Consider the following 16,758-nt stretch of genomic DNA (forward strand, 5'->3'; position numbering starts at 1 on the left):
TGGGGAATGGTCTCTCAAATTCTCAAATAAGTTCTAAATTTCGCCGCGAATCTCTTCTACGATGCCATCGCGCAGCAGGACTTCGACCTGCATCTTCCGCACCAGGTTATCCCCCTGCTCAATCCGGAAAAACCCTTCAATCGTGCCCTGAGTCACTTCCTTGTCCATCTCCAGCAATTGCACTTGCTGAAGCTGTTGAAGGGTCTGGTTCTTGCGCTCTAACAACTCGCTCTTACGCTGGTTGACCTGGGCCTGGAGGTTGCCAACTTGCTGAGCGATCGCAGCATCGCTCGGGTTAGCCGCCTGCTTTTGAACTTCGGCAACCATGCGCTGGCCCTGCATTTCAATCTGCTGCAGTTGGCCGTCAATCTGATTAATTTGGGCCTGGAGTTGCTGTTGAACCTCCTCCTTCCAGCGGGGAGTCACAATGACTTTGATGTTAACCGGACGTTTAAGCAGGAGATGAGGCTTTGAAAGATCCATGAGAAGAGTTTCAGCGCAGAGTGACCAAAAAGACTATACAGAAAAACGGGTCGCCTGCACTGAAGTCCTATTAAATAAAAGGCTTCAAGCTCAGGCAAACATACCGTCAATCATACTGCGATAGCGATCCCTCACGACATCGCGCCGTACTTTTAGGGTTTGGGTCAGGAGACCGTTCTCAATGGTGAAGGGTTCTTCCAACAACACGAAGGGGCCAATTCGGTCGTCAGGACGATAGCCGGGGCGGTTCATTACCTCCCGATTCAGCTCCTTGCGAATTAAATCCTGCACCGCTTTGCTCTGCAGATCCAGCGAGACGTTTTCGGTTTTTGCCCAGGCTTCCAGGGCTTCCATATTCGGCACAATCAGGGCTCCCAGCACCTTCTGATCCTGACCCAGTAGCATGATTTGATCGATATAGGGGCTACGCAAGCAAGCGTTTTCGATGGGTAGCGGCTCAATGTTTTCGCCGTTGGTCAACACAATGGTGTCTTTGGCCCGTCCGGTAATGGTCAAGTCGCCCTGGGGCGTCACCCAACCCAAATCTCCTGTGTCGAACCAGCCATCGGGATCGATCGCCTTCTTTGTAGCCTCCGGGTTACGGTAGTAGCCCATCATCACCTGACGCCCCCGCAGCAAGATCAAACCCTGCTGCCCAACGGGTAAATCCCGACGAGTTTCAGGATCGACAATTCGCGTTTCTGTGTAGGGCAGAGGCTGGCCGTCGGCCCCTCGCAGGTTACGCATGGGACGGCGCACATGGGTAATGGGGGAAGTTTCCGTCAGACCATAACCACTGAGAATTTCGATCCCCACAATTTCAAAAAAGTCTTCCAGGTGCTCGGCAATAGAGCCGCCACCGCTGACGACAAAGTGGATATTGCCGCCAACGCCCTCGCGTACCTTGCGGTAGACGAGGCGATCGCCCAAACCATGCACGGGGGCCAGTGTCACCATCGTTGCCAGTGCTACCGCTTTGTCCAGAGGCGACGGATTCAGGTTCTCCAGGTTTAGCCCCAGGAAAGTACGGCGCGCTTTGATGTAGCGATCGCTCTGCCCCAGGAAGAACTGCACCAATTTCTGTTTTTTCTCAGGCTGTTCCCGAAACTGCTTCTGAATTCCTTCGTAGATGGATTCCCACAGCCGGGGCACCGCCACCATGTAGTTAGGACGATAAGTTTTGAGGTCTTTTTTGACGTAGCGAATGTTGGTGTAAATCTGCGTGCAGCCGTGGCCAAAAATAAAGTACTCAAAGCTGCGCTCGTAGCAGTGCCAGATAGGCAGGATACTGAGGACGCGATCGCCCGGCTGCAAATCCACCACCGTCCCTGCGCCGGATACCTGAGACAGCAGGTTGCCATGACTCAGCATGACCCCTTTAGGCTGTCCGGAGGTTCCGGAGGTATACATCAGTGTGGCTAAATCTGTACGTTTGGCGGTAGTTGGCTTGAGAGGGTGGCCCTGGCCTCGCTCCATCACAGCGGAGAAGGTCATCACATCGATGCCTGGAACTTCAATGGGCGTTTCATCAGACAGGATAATAATTTGCTTGACCGGAAGCGGCTCTGGTTGTGCTAGCAGCTTCTTTAAGGTGTCAATGTCCTGCACAACCAGAGCAATGCTTTCGCTGTGGCTGAGTATGTAGCGCAATTCTGCCGGATCAGCCTGAGCACCCCGCACCACATCAATCATGCCAGCTGTCATAATGCCCTGATCTACCAGCAACCATCGGGGTTGATTATCGGCAAAGAGAGCCACACGATCCCCGGATTGCAAGCCAAGGGACTGTAAACCGGCTGCAAATTGCTGAGTCTGCTGATACAGCGCGCTGTAGGTGATTTCGACGGGAGGATTGGCGTGGGGGTCGTGAAGCGCCACCACTGAGCCAAAACGCTGAGCGGCGATCGCCCACAGTTCAGGAACCGCTTGCAGCGAATCAAAAGCCATGGGGCGCTGGTTCGTCTCGGTGTTAACCGGATTTAGGGTGGCTGCATTGCTCATGGAAGGACTCCAGGTTGACGTAATTTACGTGCAGTTGAGGGTGCTTTATTTCACTATGGCACTGACCGCGATTGGCTTCCCCATTTCATAACATTAGGAGCTTCGATAGCAAGAATTAGCAAAATGCCATGAAAGTTGATGCCAGCCCTGGCGTGAGTTTTATGTGCCCTGAGAACACCCAAAACTCCCATCAGATTTTGATGTGCCCTAAGGAATTCCAATACTTTTTCATGAGCGTAGGCATCCGGACGCTAAAATGGCAGACGGTGTAGACAGAGTTTTTACCTGGCATCGTTCCGGATGGATCAACTTGACCCTCCGACGATTTATACGGATCTCACCATTCCCCCATTGGAGAAGATATATGCCACGAGCTACCTGGAATGGCGCTGTTTTGGCCGAAAGCGATCGCTGTGTCGTCGTCGAAGGGAATCAATACTTTCCCCCCGATGCTCTTCACTCCGAATATTTTCAGCCCAGTGACACCCACACAACCTGTCCCTGGAAAGGGTTCGCCAGCTACTACAACGTGGTAGTGGATGGAAAAGTCAACAAAGACGCCGCCTGGTACTACCCCACCCCCAAAGATGCAGCGAAGCAAATTACGGGGCATATCGCCTTCTGGCGTGGAGTTCAGGTCGAAGTCTAAGTTGTGTTCCATCATGCGCGATGCCCACAATCTGTCATTGATCCCTTTGAGGATTAAAGTGGGCACCCTAGACAGGATGCTGCGTCGTTAGACTTAGCATTGCCCCCGATCTGCGCCTGGTTGAGGGGTGGCTCGTTCCAGTCACTGTGTTAAGCGCTAAAATTCTGCTGATTCTGTGTGTCCATTGCGAAACCATTAATGCAAGTCGATAGCCCTCCCACCCCACCCCACGGTTCCCTGCTGGATGCCCTGCCCAACATTGACGGCCTGGGCGATAACTGCCCCCGTCGTGCCCGTGTCCAGCTCGACTTGCTATTGCTGGCGATCGAAGCCCTGGATTTGAACGGGTCTGAAGCACTCCTCAGCTTGACCCAAGAACTCAACCTCAAACCTGTGATCGAAAACCGGGTTAAACTCTGGCGTTTGCGTTGCACCAACCCCTTACGTCGCTACGGTAGCCAACATCGCGAGCTGAGCCAGACAGAGGGAAAAGCTCTGGTGATGATGATCAGCTCTCAGGCACGGCGGCTCACGGTGCTGATCCGGCAGTTACTGCTAGCTTATGAGCAACTGAACGAACGCAACATTCCGCTAGAATCTTCCTTCCGTTTATCCGAATATTTAGAACGTTTCCGTGCCCATTTCCGCTCCCGGATGAACCCCAAGCGGGCAGCGGTCATGGCCTACAACACGGATGAAAAACTTAACAGTCTGGCCCTTTCTCTGCTGAGTCAACTGCTGTTTTGCACGGGTATTTCAGGTACTCAGCGGCTGTGGATTAGCCTGTTTGATGGAGAGGTGGCATGACCATTCAGCGTGAATACAATCTGCCCAACTGTAAGTTAGTCGTCGAAGGATTTGCCCCAGACGGCACTGAAACCTCTCCCCGTCCGCCTCTCTCCGTCGTTACCCATGTCGAGTGTAATCTGCTGGGTCTAGAGCCGCCCCTTACCGGGGGGCGATCGCTACTCGACTCCCTGGTGCTCGTTGTAAGCAACTACGCCCAAGAGTTTCTCAGCGGCGTACCGCACCCTCACAGCCCTGGGGCGTCCGGTAGCCATCGGGCGGATCGGGAAGTGGTACGGCTAGAACGTGTTAATCCAGACGTGCATCGTCTAACTGTGCAGTCAAAAGAGGATGCATCCGCAGGTAATGGACAAGTTGCGATCGGCGCTCCTGGAACCATTCAGCTAGACCTGAAAACGGTACAACTTTTTGATCTGGTAGAAGCGCTCGATCAAATGTTGGCGGATCAGCAAACGGTTCCTGACCTGACCGTTCCTCTAGCCCCCATTTCCCGTCAGTATGCCGTTACCCATGAGCCTGTGGGTAAGCGTGTTGTACCGATTGCAGTGGGGTTAACCAGCCTGGCAGCAGCAGCGATCGCTCTCTTCTTCCTCCCCATTCCCGAGCGGCGCGTGGAGCAGGAACCCACTGCGCAGGAATCGCCGGCTGCAGTATCCAATACAGCCGCAGTTCTCCCCGGTGCTTCTCCTGCAACCAGCCCCTCTCCAAGCCCTGAGGCGACTGCTAGCCCTGAAGAAACTTCCAGTCTTGAAGAAACTTCCAGCCCTGAAGAAACTCCCAGTCCGGAGGTGACCTCCAGCCCGGAGGCGAGCTCATCGCCTGAGGCAGAAACGTCACCTAGGCCCAGAACAAGCCCAACAACGGAAGCCTCAGCAACACCTTCTCCAAGGCGCTCGGCTGCGGCTGGCAACCTCAACCAGGCGTTGACCCGGGATAACGAAATTACGGATCCCGAGGTTGTTGACCAGTTACAGGATCAGTTGCGCAATCGCTTGGATGAAGCCTGGACTCAGGGTTCAGATTTCCCTGAAGAGCTAGTCTACCGTGTTCGTACCGCTGAAAACGGCGACATTCTTGGCTTCCGTTATGTGAATGATGCGGCTGTACAACACATGGACAAAACTCCCCTCCGAGATTTGCAGTACAACTCAACGGGCAACGATGCCCCTGAGCCGTCTGCCGATTTTCGGGTGGTCTTTACTCCCGGCGGGGCGGTCCAGGTCAGCCCATGGCATGGGCGGCCTGCTCAATAAAACTCAGAGTGGGGGTGGTTTTGCCACCCCCACTCTTTAGTTATGGAATATTGGCTTTGTCAACACTCCATCATTTTAAGAACCCTTATCGATAAGCCTGGGGCCCTGCCCACACATGATTGACGTATTGCCCAAACGTAATGGGTTGATCCTCTGGGGCGGGATCGGTAGTACCGCTGGGATCAACGGCCCATTGTTCCCATTGGGGATCGCCCATCATTCCCGCTCGGAAGAGAGCCCGATTGGGATGAGTGCGGCTCCAGCCCAACAGGATAGCGTTGCTATAGGCAATGCCACTGGGAGCAAGGGTGTGAGTGCGGTTGGTGTGGTGATCCCAGATTACAGCGAAGTCTGATGCTAACCCGGTGCCAAACATCGATTCAAATTCACGGGCCAGGATGCGATCGCCATCAGGAGACCAGGCCACGGGGATCACGATAGCGATCGTGCCAGAAGTTTCCTGATCGGCTTCATGCATGAAGGGGTTATCGGCAAAAGGGGCTGTAATGGGGATCGTCTTTAAGTCTCCCGTCTGCAAGTCTTCAACAAACATTGCGCTACTCACCCGACTCCGGGTAAAGTCAGATTCGACCACCAGTTGAATCCGGCTGTAGGCGGCAAAACGCCCATCCGGCGATAGCAACGACTGGGTGCGAAAATAGCGCATCCGAGAAACAGAATTGCGGGTGTCAGACAACGTGGCCAGCACCCAATTCCAAGGAATTGGGAAAGGGCTGTTCAGCGGATCGAGTTGAATAGACGGTTGCATGGCAGTGTGAGGGCGTGAGGGAAGTGGAGTTGTGCTGAACACAACAGCAACATGCAGGCGTTCAACACAGATATTGGAGTGATATTGTGTCAGGCGATTGTCGATGCCCGACGGAGAGGAAGAGAAATAGGGGCATGAACGAATCACGTACAAACACGTGATCCCTCAACTCCAGATTGAAACTCACGAAATAGCCAAGAACAGGAAACAAAGGAGTGCATTACCCGATGCCTAGGTGTCGCAGCGGAGTATGCCTTCAAACCGATACAAATCAGGTTCAAAAGCCTCGGAGAAAACCGCAACGATCCCCATCGAATTTGCTCTAATGTAGTCTAATTGACGATTGATCTGGGGTTTCCCTGAAAAAACCGTTACCAGTCTTAACGACGCCCTTTGCCACCAATCCGGACAGGATGTGGGAATATGGAAGCGGTTATCCAAACTGGTATTTGAGCACCATTAAAGCGTTGATTTACCGTTTTCCCATAAGCCAGAAGATGGATTTCCTCACTATTTCCCGGTGCTACAATCAACCCTCGGTGTCTTGTTTTGACATAGGCAATCCATTCGGAGTAGACGTATAGCAGCACTGCATGTCCTGTTTTAGCTGCTTGCATTGTCTTGTTGCACCCTTGCGCTTTGCACTGTTGTCATGTCTCAGACCCAAGCAATTCCTCCCTCAACTCAGCCTTCTTCCAGACGCAAGAATCGGGCCTTAGGAGTTTTAACTCTTATATTTCGTCTACTGTTACTGGGGGTCAGTGGTGGGTTGGCTTGGCTGATTGGGATAGCGATCGCCCAACTAGCCCCCGGCACAGTAGCCGAACCGCCTCTCACGGAGCGCCTGCTCCAGCAAGTCGAAGACTTGAATGCGCGTCGGCAAACGGGGGTTATGCCATTTCAGCCCTCAACCCAACCTGCGGCAGAACCATCGTTAGCACCAACACCACTAACCCTGGCTCCCTCAGCCCGCCAGACGGCTCAAGCCGAAGTTAACCAGATTCAGGGAAATTTGCAAACCTTGAGCGATCGCGCCACCGCTCTGGAAACCGAATTGGGGATCGTGCCCACCGCCGCGCCATTGGATGCCCGGTTGCGACGCTTACAGCAGAGCATTGATCCAACAGCGGCTCCCGTAGAGACGAGCCCCGTTGCGGCGGGCGAGCGGACTCTGCTGGTCACTCTACCCAGCGATGCGTTGTTCGAGCCCAACGGACAGATGCTACGACCGGCTGCCCGTGGCATTCTAGACAGCATCGCTCAGGATTTACAGGCTTATCCCAATGCGGTCATGCGGGTAGCAGCCCATAGTGATGCGAGCGGTAGTGCTGAAGCGCAACGGGAGCAATCCTTTGCGCAAGCTAGTACGGTGACAGGGTATCTACAAAGCCGCTTAGGTGCTGGCTACACATGGCTGACCGTTGGTTATGGCAACACTAAACCATTAACAGGCGCAGGCAATTCTCCGGATCCATCCCGAAATCGGCGAATTGAAATTCGTATTGTTCCTCGATAGCCCAGTTCAATCAAGTGATTGGGAGAACCGGGAAATTAAAAAAAGCAGGCTATGGTGTCAAGGAGCAAACTATTAAACCCATTCGGTTTTATCGCTCCTTTGATTTCTCTGAAAAATTTGCTTGCCAGCTTTGAAAAGATCAGTAAACTTCTAGAGACGGACTATGATGAGGGCAACTTTAGTCTTCCTCGGCTTTAGATTCTGTTGATTCCGTCCTCTCTTTGGAATCTTTTCCAAGGCGGAAAAAAGACGGCATCAATGGGCTCTTGAGTCTGTCTAAATACGGCTTATTTGAAGGATTTATTGAAGGAGTGAGGTTATGACTGCTGTTCCTAAGCCCCTGGTACCGTATCCGCGATCGCCCCGGTCACGCCAGGATGGCTCACTTCAGGCCATTAACTCCTCCCGCCCAATGCCCCTGGCTCCCAGGTCTACACAACCCTCAAGCCTAGCTGTACGTCCCTCAGCAGCAGACTTACGGTTGGCTCCGCCCGGACGGCGGCAGAATAGTGCCCCCACGGTACAGTCTCTGCCCGTTTCACGGTCCATGCCAGCGGGGCTGCGGACGTTAATGCTTGCGCAACAGGTTGCCACACCTCTGACCTTTCTGGTCATTGCAGTGACCGCCGTATTCTATGGCTGGACGGTTTATACCCAGCAGCTCTGGAGCCAGCAGTACCATCGGCTGGAAGCTCTACAACGGCAGGAACGTCAACTTATGGCGGCCGATGAAGTGTTAAAAAATGATTTGGCCCAGCAGGCTCTCAACCCCAATAGTGGGCTGATCACCTCTGACTTAAACACGACTGTGTTTTTGGATGCTCCGCCGCCCGTTTCTAGTGAGGCGATCGCTCCTACAGCAGCGTCTGCACCCGCTCCCGAGGTTGAACCTGCTCGTCCTTTTGCCTACTAACCTCGCCCTAAGCCACTCATGATTCGCCCTGGCTCTCGTAAGCCCACCTCGGCTCCACGGGGTGCCCACCGCCCCAGCGTTCAATCCTTTCGCTCCCGCCCTGTTCGCCCTGAACGCTTACCCAGGGGAATGGGGAGTAGTGCTCGGCCAGTGAAGCCATCGCGCTCCTCAGCTCTGGATCATCCCAGGGCGCGGCTGCTTATCGTATGGGCCATCCTGCTTGTCAGTATGGTAGGGCTTGCTGCAAATCTGGTACGTTTGCAGGTATTTGATGCGGAGAGCTTACAGGCGCAAGCTGAATCGCAGCAGAGCATCATGCTCAATTCACCACCGCCCCGTCGACCCATCGTTGATCGCCTGGGCAATATTCTGGCGGTGGATCGCCCGGTTTACACACTGTATGCTCACCCCAAGCTGTTTAAGGAGTCGAAGGAAGCCATTGCCCAGGCTCTGTCTCCTATCATCAACAAGCCAATGAGCGACCTGGTACAACTCTTTCAGAGTGGGGAAAGTGGGCTGGAAGCTGGATATGCCTTACCCGAGGATATGGCTGACCGGATCCGCGACTTACGGATGGATGGGTTAGAGCTGATTGAAGAACAACAACGGCTTTACCCTCAGCAAAATTTGTTTGGAGAAATTGTTGGCTTTGTCAATGGCGAGCAGAAGGGACAGGCAGGCATTGAATATAGCTTTGACGAGCAGCTTCAGCTCAAGCCCCGCAAGTATGAGCTACGGCGTACAGCCATGGGGGAAATCCTCCCCGGTTCAGACCCCGGAGACCTGACCCACTCTGATGAATTGAGTCTGCACCTGACGGTTGATAGCCGGCTGCAACGGCTGGTCCGCATTGCCCTTCAAAACACCATCAAAAGCTATGGTGCCAAGCGGGGAGCTGTCCTGGTGATGGATGTGCGCGATGGTTCCCTGATCTCGTTGGTCACCGAACCTACTTTTGATCCCAACCAATTTTACAAGTCCCCAGCAGATCGCTATCGCAACTGGGCCGTTAGCGACCTGTATGAGCCAGGTTCTACATTCAAGACCGTGAATGTGGCGATCGCTCTAGAATCGAAGGCCGTTAAGCCCAGTGATAGCTTTGTGGATGAAGGCCAAATTATCGTTGGAGAATGGCCTATTCAGAACAACGACTACTCCTACGCTGGGGCACGAGGCCCGCAAACTATCACTCAAATCATCCAAAACTCCAGCAACGTAGGTATGGTACGGGTGATGCAACAGCTCAAGCCAAATGACTACTATGGTTGGCTTGAGAAGATCGGCCTGGGTGATGTGACAGGCACCGACCTACCCTTTGAAACCGCCAGTACCCTGAAGGACAAGGAAACATTTTTATCAGACCCTATTGAACCTGCAACCACTGCTTTTGGTCAGGGAATTTCGCTGACACCGCTGCAAATGGTTCAACTTCAAAGCAGCATTGCCAATGGGGGCATGTTAGTGACACCTCACGTTGTCACCGGGCTCTACGACGCCAACAACAAACTTCAATGGCAACCCAAGCTGCCGGCTCCCCGCCGAGTTTTCTCCACAGCAACGGCTCAGGCCGTGTTGAAGATGATGGAAGCCGTGGTAGACGATGGCACTGGAAAAGCCGCACAAATCCCCGGCTATCGGCTTGCGGGAAAAACAGGTACAGCCCAAAAAGCCAGTGCCTCTGGTGGATATGATTCCTCGGCACGAATTACCAGTTTTGTCAGCCTCTTTCCATCCGATGCTCCCCGTTATAGCATCCTGGTCGTTGTTGACGAGCCTCAGGGAGACAACGCCTATGGTGGGACTGTAGCAGCCCCTCTGGCAAAGACGGTCATTGAAACAATGATTACCACACTGGGTGTTCCTCCTAGTCGCCCAGCAGAACTGAAGGCTTCCCCCGCTGCTGAAGCAGCTACCGATAGCTGGGATGACACTCAGACCTCAGATGATACGCTTGATTCGCAACCAACCGATGCAGCTGATGATGGGTTGACGCAGGACACAGACGACCAGGGCTGGTAACTTGAACTCGGATTTCTAAACTGGTTTGAGAAGGTTGGTTTTCTGTGCCCTTTAGACACGAATAATCAACCTTTTCAAACGGGTTCTTATAGTAATTCAACCTCAGTTCTGGTTAAGGGCTTTTTCGAGTGCCGCGCTTCGCGCGGCACTCGAAAAAGCCCATTATTGCGTGCGCGTCGCGCACGCAATAATGGGCGGTTCGGCTTATCCCGAACTGACGTTAATTCAGTATGAGGATGCGTCGAATGTTCTACACTTTTTCCTGTTAAAAAGATATGGTGATGAACTTCCTGCAAAGGAAGCAAAACTGCGCCCACCTTGGATCGCGTATTTATTAACCTGTAATTCTTTTTGGGGAAGGGGTGGCGCAACCACCCCTTCCCCAAAAAGAATTACAGGTTATTTTGTTTGTGATTCTTTGGATAAAACAAGTGCCATAAAACTTAGTGTTTCTCTACAAACTAGACGAGGCAATCGGTCTAAAATTAGGAAAGTTAAGATTATTGGCTTCACTTCAGTTCGCTCCAATTCCGATTCTTAATTTGCGAACAAAGCATTACACTTCAAAGCCTTTTGTTTGCGATCGCTCAAATTTTGCATCCTACCTCATTCACCTAAAAGGGCATTGATGGAACATTTTTCGTAGGCACATTGCACGAAAAATCTACCGTTTCTGGGGCTCAGACATGCTCTCATTCTCTGCGTTTCTATCAATTTAAATGGAATAGATCTGGGTGAAGTGACCTCTCGCAGAGGAAACGTCATCATGAGTACCACTATTCAACATCGGCCTGAATTAGATGTATTCAGGACCTGGGATCATTTTTGTGAATGGATTACTAGCACCAACAATCGCCTCTACGTTGGTTGGTTTGGAGTACTGATGATTCCCACCCTGGCAGCGGCAGCGATCGCCTTCAGCATTGCCTTCGTTGCGGCTCCTCCCGTCGATCTGGATGGAATTCGGGAACCTATCATTGGTTCGCTGCTAGGGGGCAATAATATTCTGACTGCCGCCGTAATCCCCACCTCAGCCGCTATAGGACTGCACTTTTACCCTCTCTGGGCAGCGGGATCAATTCCTGAGTGGCTCTATAACGGTGGGCCTTATCAACTGATTGTGCTGCACTTCCTAATTGGAATTTTTGCTTACCTGGGACGACAGTGGGAGTTGAGTTACCGCCTGGGGATGCGGCCTTGGGTAGCGATCGCCTTCTCCGCTCCCGTCCTGGCCGCCACTAGCGTGCTGCTGATCTATCCCATAGGTCAGGGCAGTTTCTCGGAAGGATTGCCCCTGGGCATTTCGGGCACCTTCAACTTCATGTTTGCTTTCCAGGCCGATCACAACATCCTGATGCACCCGCTGCACATGCTCGGCGTTACTGGGGTATTAGGCGGAGCTATGCTCAGCTCTGTGCATGGTTCTCTCGTATCTGCCAGCCTGATTCGCACAACCTCTGACCTGGAATCCGCCAACATGGGCTACCGGTTTGGACAACAGGAAACCACTTACAATTTGTTGGCAGGGCACGCAGGGTACCTGGGCCGCTTGTTGATCCCTGCTACCGCCTTCCGAAATAGCCGTGTCGTTCACTTTCTGATGGCTGCTCTCCCAACAGTTGGCGTTTGGGTTGCTGCTGCTGGGGTTGGTGTTATGGCCTTCAATTTAAACGGCTTTAACTTCAATCAATCCATTCTCGATAGTCAAGGTAAAGTGATTCCTACCGATGCGGATCTTGTCAATCGAGCCATGCTAGGAATTCAGGCCATGCATGCACCCAACACGCACCACTTCCCCAACATTTTGGCAGGAGGTGACGCAACTCCAGTAAGCCTGAGTGCTCCAGTGGTTCAGAGCTAACGGACAACAAATTGTCTACAGATGTCCCGGTGGTGTGAGGACAACACGAGCTACACATGTCCCGGTGGTGTGAGGACAACAAACGAGAGGGGGAGCCAAGCTCCCCCTCTCGTTAAAGTTAGAGCTTATGCAAAAACTTGGATAGCCTATCCATCCCCTCTTCGATCATCTCCATGCTGGTTGCATAGGATAAACGAATGCAATCGTCTGCCCCAAACGCAATCCCCGGTACCGCAGCGACCTGATATTCATCTAAAAGAGCGTTGCAGAAGTCGAGAGAGGTCATTCCGGTGTCTCGAATGCTGGGCAGCATATAGAATGCGCCATCTGGTTTTAAGCAGGTCAGACCGGGCATTGCATTGAGCCGTTCATGCATGACTTCACGACGCTTTGCAAAGGCTGTCAACATGGTCTGAACACAGTCCTGAGGACCGTCGTAAGCAGCGATCGCCCCATACTGAGCAAACGTACACACATTCGATGTGGAATGACTTTGGAGCTTCGTAGCCGCTTTAATCAGAGGTTGTGGCCCTGCCAGAAAACCGATGCGCCAGCCCGTCATGGCATAGGTTTTAGCAAAACCGCTGCTGACAATGGTACGTTCGTAAATTTCTGGCCCAACGGCACCCATGCTGAGGTGAGTGGCTCCATCGTAGAGAATTTTTTCGTAGATTTCGTCAGCGACAACATAGATGTTCGCATCGACAATCACCTGGGCGATCGCCTTCACCTCCTCGGGCGTATAAACCATCCCGGTCGGATTTGAGGGTGAGTTGAAAACAAACAACTTTGTCTTGGGAGTAATAGCCTGCCGCAATTGCTCCGGTGTTATTTTAAAGTTTTGTTCCACAGTGGTGGAAACAATGACAGGGGTAGCTCCGGCCAGCTTCACCATTTCGGGATAACTGACCCAGTAGGGAGCTGGAATGATCACCTCGTCGCCTGGCTCTAGAAACACCTGAGCCAGGTTATAGAGAGATTGTTTGCCACCGTTGGTCACCAGAATATTGTCAACGCCATAGCAAAGTTGATTATCGCGCTGGAGCTTTTGGGCGATCGCTTCCCGCAGCTTCAGTTCTCCAACAGCGGGGCCGTAACGGGTTTTGCCCTGATCGAGGGCTGCCTTCGCGGCCTCTACGATGTGGGCTGGTGTATCAAAATCGGGCTCCCCGGCGCTGAAGCTACAGACGTTGACACCTTCGGCCTTCATTGCCTTTGCCTTAGCATCAATGACCAACGTCATCGACGGTGACACCCGATCTACCCGCTCCGCCAGTTTCATGACAAACCCCAAAACTCTTTCATCAGTGTTGTTATGTATCGATTCCTGACGAGGCAAACGCTGCATCGCATCCCGACGATGAAGTATCCCCGGCAGGGCTCCTAGCTAGAATAACGTACCCACCATAGACAAGATGCGAGAAATGTCAGATAACGGTTACATCAACGCTGTGTCCTGGCGATTGAATGATACCGCTGGATATATTCCTATAGACTCGCATATCTTTCACAGGCGTTCGCCATGGCAAATCCAGAGCACCTCTCCTTACTCCGGCAAAGTATCAACCACTGGAACCGCTGGCGGGACGACAACCCTAGCGTAATTCCCGACCTCAGCCAGATTAATCTCATCCAGAATGATTTACAGGATGCTAATCTCAGTCGGGCTAATCTTTCGGATTCCATTCTAGCGGGGGCTAATCTTAGCCGAGCCAATCTTGAGCACGCGACTCTCTGTCAGGCTGATTTAAGTGGAGCCGAGCTAGGAGCTGCGAATCTCAGTGGAGCAGATCTGCAAGGGGCCAATCTCCTGGGCTGCTATCTGCGAGAGGCCGATTTAACAGGAGCGAACCTCTCCCAGGCGGTACTGAACCGCTCAGACTTGGGCCAGGCTAATTTGACAGAGGCCAATCTTACTCAGGCCAACCTGAGCGGAGCCGACCTGAGCACCGTGACTCTAACCCAGGCAACGTTGAGTGGTGCTGACTTGAACCGGGCTGATTTGAGCCGGGCCAATCTGAGAGCCACCAATCTGAGTGGAGCCAATCTCAGCTATGCCCGATTGATAGGAGCCAAACTGTCTCAGGCAAATCTCTCAGGAGGGAATCTGGCCGGCATCCGGCTGAATCGCGCTGATTTAGGAGAAGTTAATCTGAGTGGGGCCGACCTGAGTGGGGCTGACCTGTTGGGAGCAAAATTACAGCGAGCCAACCTGACCAGAGCCAATCTGAACAGTGCGAACTTAAGCGGTGCTAATCTTCAGAATGCTCAAGTGGAAGGTGCAAACTTACAGGATGCCAACCTGGAAGGGACGATGATGGAAGGCGTAAGTCTTGACCAGGTAGTTTATGCCGAAGCTGCCCCTGTAGCCGACTCCGACGAAGCATCGCCAGATATCGAAGAAATTTTGGCCATTTAACACGTCAATTCGGGAGCATCTGCTTACCCATTTTTGCGCGAAACGTAGGCAAAAATGGATTTTGATGGGGCAACGCAATGGGCTGCCCCATCAAAATTATGGCTGAGTTCAGGTTGTGGAGGTTAAGGCTTAAATATTGAGCTGGGTTGAGGGCGATCGCCATTCACCCCCTCAAGCTCTTCCTGATCCTCGGGTCCAGAGTGCAACAGCAGTTGTTGCACATTACCCACATAGATATTCTCCTGATCCAAAGCCAATTTCAGGCGGAACCGAAATTCTCGGCCTACAGCCCATTGCTGCAAGGGTTGAGTCTTAATCCAGGTGCGGATCAGGATGCCTGTAGACGTAATATTTTCTACACCCAAGACCTCCGGCGGCTCCACCAATAAAGGTTGCCATTTGGGGTCGTCATATAGTCCCTGAGCCACATCCCGGATCACCTGCAAACCTTTATTAACATCTGTGCTGAGAGCCAGTTCAATCGTGTGATCGACCCGAGCCCAGGAGCGAGTTAGATTTTCGACCCGGTTGATCAAGCTGTTGGGCAAAATAATCAAACGCCCTTCTCCATTGCGAAGATGGGTCGTACGCAGGTTCAGGTTCTCAACCAACCCAGCGGCATTATCCACAGAAATCACATCCCCAATCGCGTACTGGTCTTCTAGCAGAATCAGAAAGCCGTTCACGAGATCACGGATCAGGTTTTGGGAAGCCAGGGACACAGCAAATCCTATAATCGCCCCAAATGCCAATACCGACTGGGTACTAAAGCCCAGGGTTTCGAGAATAATCAATACTGCCAGCAGGTAGACCAGAAATGTTTTTAGCCCTTTCAGTACATTGGTGATGGTGGTGATGCGGAGCGATCGCCGCTGCATATCTCCCCCACCCCCCTGGATACGCCACAACGCCATGAGACGGTTGATCCCAATGTCTGCCAACCGATTCACTAACCCGGTAGCTCCCCACACCAGCACAATGGTCAGAGGTGCCAGCAATACCTCCAGGGCTGTGACCTGCATCAGCGGCAACTCTTCCACCAGGATGGCAATTCCCACCAACCAGGCCAAAACTCCGGCCCAAATTAGCAACCAGCGCAACAGATCTAACCAGCGCAAGCGTTGATCCAAATCAAAGTAGCGCTTCAGAGTTTCAGGAAAATCTAGCAGGAATGCCGGATCGGGGTCTCCTTCCGTGGGTGCCTGGGGTGGCACAGGAGACGAAGCAGCAGATTGCCGTTCTTTTAAAGCCTGACGGCGATGATTGAGCCGCTTAACCCCCACAAAACCCAGCAGGCTGAGTAGCAGCAGACCCAACACAATAATCAGGGCTAACCACACCCAGCGGGCTATGGCTTCTGGTTGTCGCGATTTTAAGGCGTCGAGGAGAGCGGTTTGGAGGCGATCGCGCCACCGCTCTGCCAACTGCGTACGAGAGAGGCCGTAATAGTTGGCATCCTGCTCTGTCACCGTCAGAAGGATTTGCGGCTCTGGATGGTCAGCATCACTCGCAGCCACAACCGTTTGGCCACTGAGAGGCGCTACCCCAACAGCAAGGGTCTTTGGATCAAAGCGAGTGCCATACTCCATCTCGTTGTCGAGCAGAGAAAATTCTTTCAACGATAGGATATAGTCCAGGTTCTCCCGAATGCGCTGAGCCCGCACCTCTACCGGGGTTCGCCCCCCCAAATTATTCCGGTCCAGGATTGTAGGAGCGACTACGTCAAATAACCGTTCCCCATCCAGGATGACGGGGGCCAATTCAACATTGCCTACCCGGCGCACATTGTCCGGTGGTCCCAATACCTCACTCGGCGCGGGTGACGGCGATAGGGCGGGAAGCGGTACCTGAGCTTGAGCTAGCGGTCCTGTCAGCCCCATCAAGCCTGTCATTACCAGCCCCAACAAGAGTAGGCCAAGGAATCGTTTCGGTCGAAATCTCAACATGAAGCATCTCGATGCACGACATCCACAGCCTATTGTCCGGATTTTCTCCAGGTTTGCTTACTCATATAGGATCGCATCCCTACCACGGGCGGTCTGCCGAAGGGATGTTTTTATAGAGGTTC

The 16,758-nt window shown here is 52.8% G+C and carries 13 protein-coding genes; 8 read left to right on the plus strand and 5 right to left on the minus strand.

Annotated features, from left to right (window positions below; all coding sequences use genetic code 11):
* Positions 1 to 33: 33 nt before the first annotated feature.
* Together NDI52_RS10290 and NDI52_RS10295 are read right to left on the minus strand one after the other, a co-directional pair.
* Positions 34 to 483 (minus strand): YlqD family protein, encoded by a 450-nt coding sequence (locus NDI52_RS10290; RefSeq protein WP_190770620.1) that lies wholly within the window; start codon positions 481 to 483, stop codon positions 34 to 36.
* A gap of 90 nt (positions 484 to 573) precedes the next feature.
* On the minus strand, positions 574 to 2,430 hold the full coding sequence (locus tag NDI52_RS10295; RefSeq protein ID WP_347280025.1) for an AMP-binding protein: 1,857 nt from the start codon (positions 2,428 to 2,430) through the stop codon (positions 574 to 576).
* Between the two features lie 418 nt (positions 2,431 to 2,848).
* Between NDI52_RS10295 and NDI52_RS10300 the strand changes: the two genes are divergently transcribed.
* The 3 genes from NDI52_RS10300 to NDI52_RS10310 all read left to right on the plus strand — a co-directional run bounded on the left by NDI52_RS10300 (position 2,849) and on the right by NDI52_RS10310 (position 5,193).
* Positions 2,849 to 3,133 (plus strand): DUF427 domain-containing protein, encoded by a 285-nt coding sequence (locus NDI52_RS10300; protein WP_190770622.1) that lies wholly within the window; start codon positions 2,849 to 2,851, stop codon positions 3,131 to 3,133.
* A 198-nt stretch (positions 3,134 to 3,331) separates the two neighbouring features.
* The gene (locus NDI52_RS10305; RefSeq protein ID WP_190770675.1) at positions 3,332 to 3,940 is read left to right on the plus strand and encodes a DUF3038 domain-containing protein; all 609 of its coding nucleotides are present in this window, start codon (positions 3,332 to 3,334) and stop codon (positions 3,938 to 3,940) included.
* Positions 3,937 to 5,193, plus strand: coding sequence for a DUF4335 domain-containing protein (locus NDI52_RS10310; RefSeq protein ID WP_190770623.1), 1,257 nt, complete (start codon positions 3,937 to 3,939; stop codon positions 5,191 to 5,193). Before NDI52_RS10305 ends, NDI52_RS10310 begins: the two co-directional genes overlap by 4 nt.
* 85 nt (positions 5,194 to 5,278) lie before the next feature.
* Here NDI52_RS10310 and NDI52_RS10315 read toward each other — a convergent pair whose 3' ends face one another.
* Positions 5,279 to 5,962, minus strand: a complete 684-nt coding sequence (locus NDI52_RS10315) for a hypothetical protein (RefSeq protein ID WP_190770624.1) — start codon at positions 5,960 to 5,962, stop codon at positions 5,279 to 5,281.
* Positions 5,963 to 6,614: 652 nt separating this feature from the next.
* Between NDI52_RS10315 and NDI52_RS10320 the strand changes: the two genes are divergently transcribed.
* From NDI52_RS10320 to NDI52_RS10335, 4 genes are all read left to right on the plus strand, one after another.
* The gene (locus NDI52_RS10320) at positions 6,615 to 7,478 is read left to right on the plus strand and encodes an OmpA family protein (protein WP_190770625.1); all 864 of its coding nucleotides are present in this window, start codon (positions 6,615 to 6,617) and stop codon (positions 7,476 to 7,478) included.
* Between the two features lie 319 nt (positions 7,479 to 7,797).
* Positions 7,798 to 8,391 (plus strand): hypothetical protein, encoded by a 594-nt coding sequence (locus NDI52_RS10325; RefSeq protein WP_190770626.1) that lies wholly within the window; start codon positions 7,798 to 7,800, stop codon positions 8,389 to 8,391.
* 18 nt (positions 8,392 to 8,409) lie between these two features.
* Positions 8,410 to 10,410 carry a penicillin-binding protein 2 gene (locus tag NDI52_RS10330; protein ID WP_199307728.1) on the plus strand — a complete coding sequence of 667 codons (2,001 nt, stop codon included), beginning with the start codon at positions 8,410 to 8,412 and terminating at the stop codon, positions 10,408 to 10,410.
* Positions 10,411 to 11,176: 766 nt separating this feature from the next.
* A complete protein-coding gene (locus tag NDI52_RS10335; protein WP_190770627.1) occupies positions 11,177 to 12,271 on the plus strand; it encodes a Photosystem Q(B) protein 1 in 1,095 nt (364 codons plus the stop codon).
* 118 nt (positions 12,272 to 12,389) lie between these two features.
* Here NDI52_RS10335 and NDI52_RS10340 read toward each other — a convergent pair whose 3' ends face one another.
* Positions 12,390 to 13,553 (minus strand): pyridoxal phosphate-dependent aminotransferase, encoded by a 1,164-nt coding sequence (locus tag NDI52_RS10340; RefSeq protein WP_190770628.1) that lies wholly within the window; start codon positions 13,551 to 13,553, stop codon positions 12,390 to 12,392.
* A gap of 240 nt (positions 13,554 to 13,793) precedes the next feature.
* On the opposite strand from NDI52_RS10340, the gene NDI52_RS10345 reads away from it, so the two are divergent.
* Positions 13,794 to 14,690, plus strand: a complete 897-nt coding sequence (locus NDI52_RS10345; protein WP_190770629.1) for a pentapeptide repeat-containing protein — start codon at positions 13,794 to 13,796, stop codon at positions 14,688 to 14,690.
* A gap of 122 nt (positions 14,691 to 14,812) precedes the next feature.
* On the opposite strand, the gene NDI52_RS10350 is transcribed toward NDI52_RS10345, so the two are convergent.
* Positions 14,813 to 16,636 carry a mechanosensitive ion channel family protein gene (locus tag NDI52_RS10350; RefSeq protein ID WP_190770630.1) on the minus strand — a complete coding sequence of 608 codons (1,824 nt, stop codon included), beginning with the start codon at positions 16,634 to 16,636 and terminating at the stop codon, positions 14,813 to 14,815.
* Between the last annotated feature and the right edge of the window lie 122 nt (positions 16,637 to 16,758).

This window comes from Leptolyngbya sp. PL-A3 (genome assembly GCF_039962325.1).
Lineage (GTDB): Bacteria > Cyanobacteriota > Cyanobacteriia > Elainellales > Elainellaceae > Vacuolonema.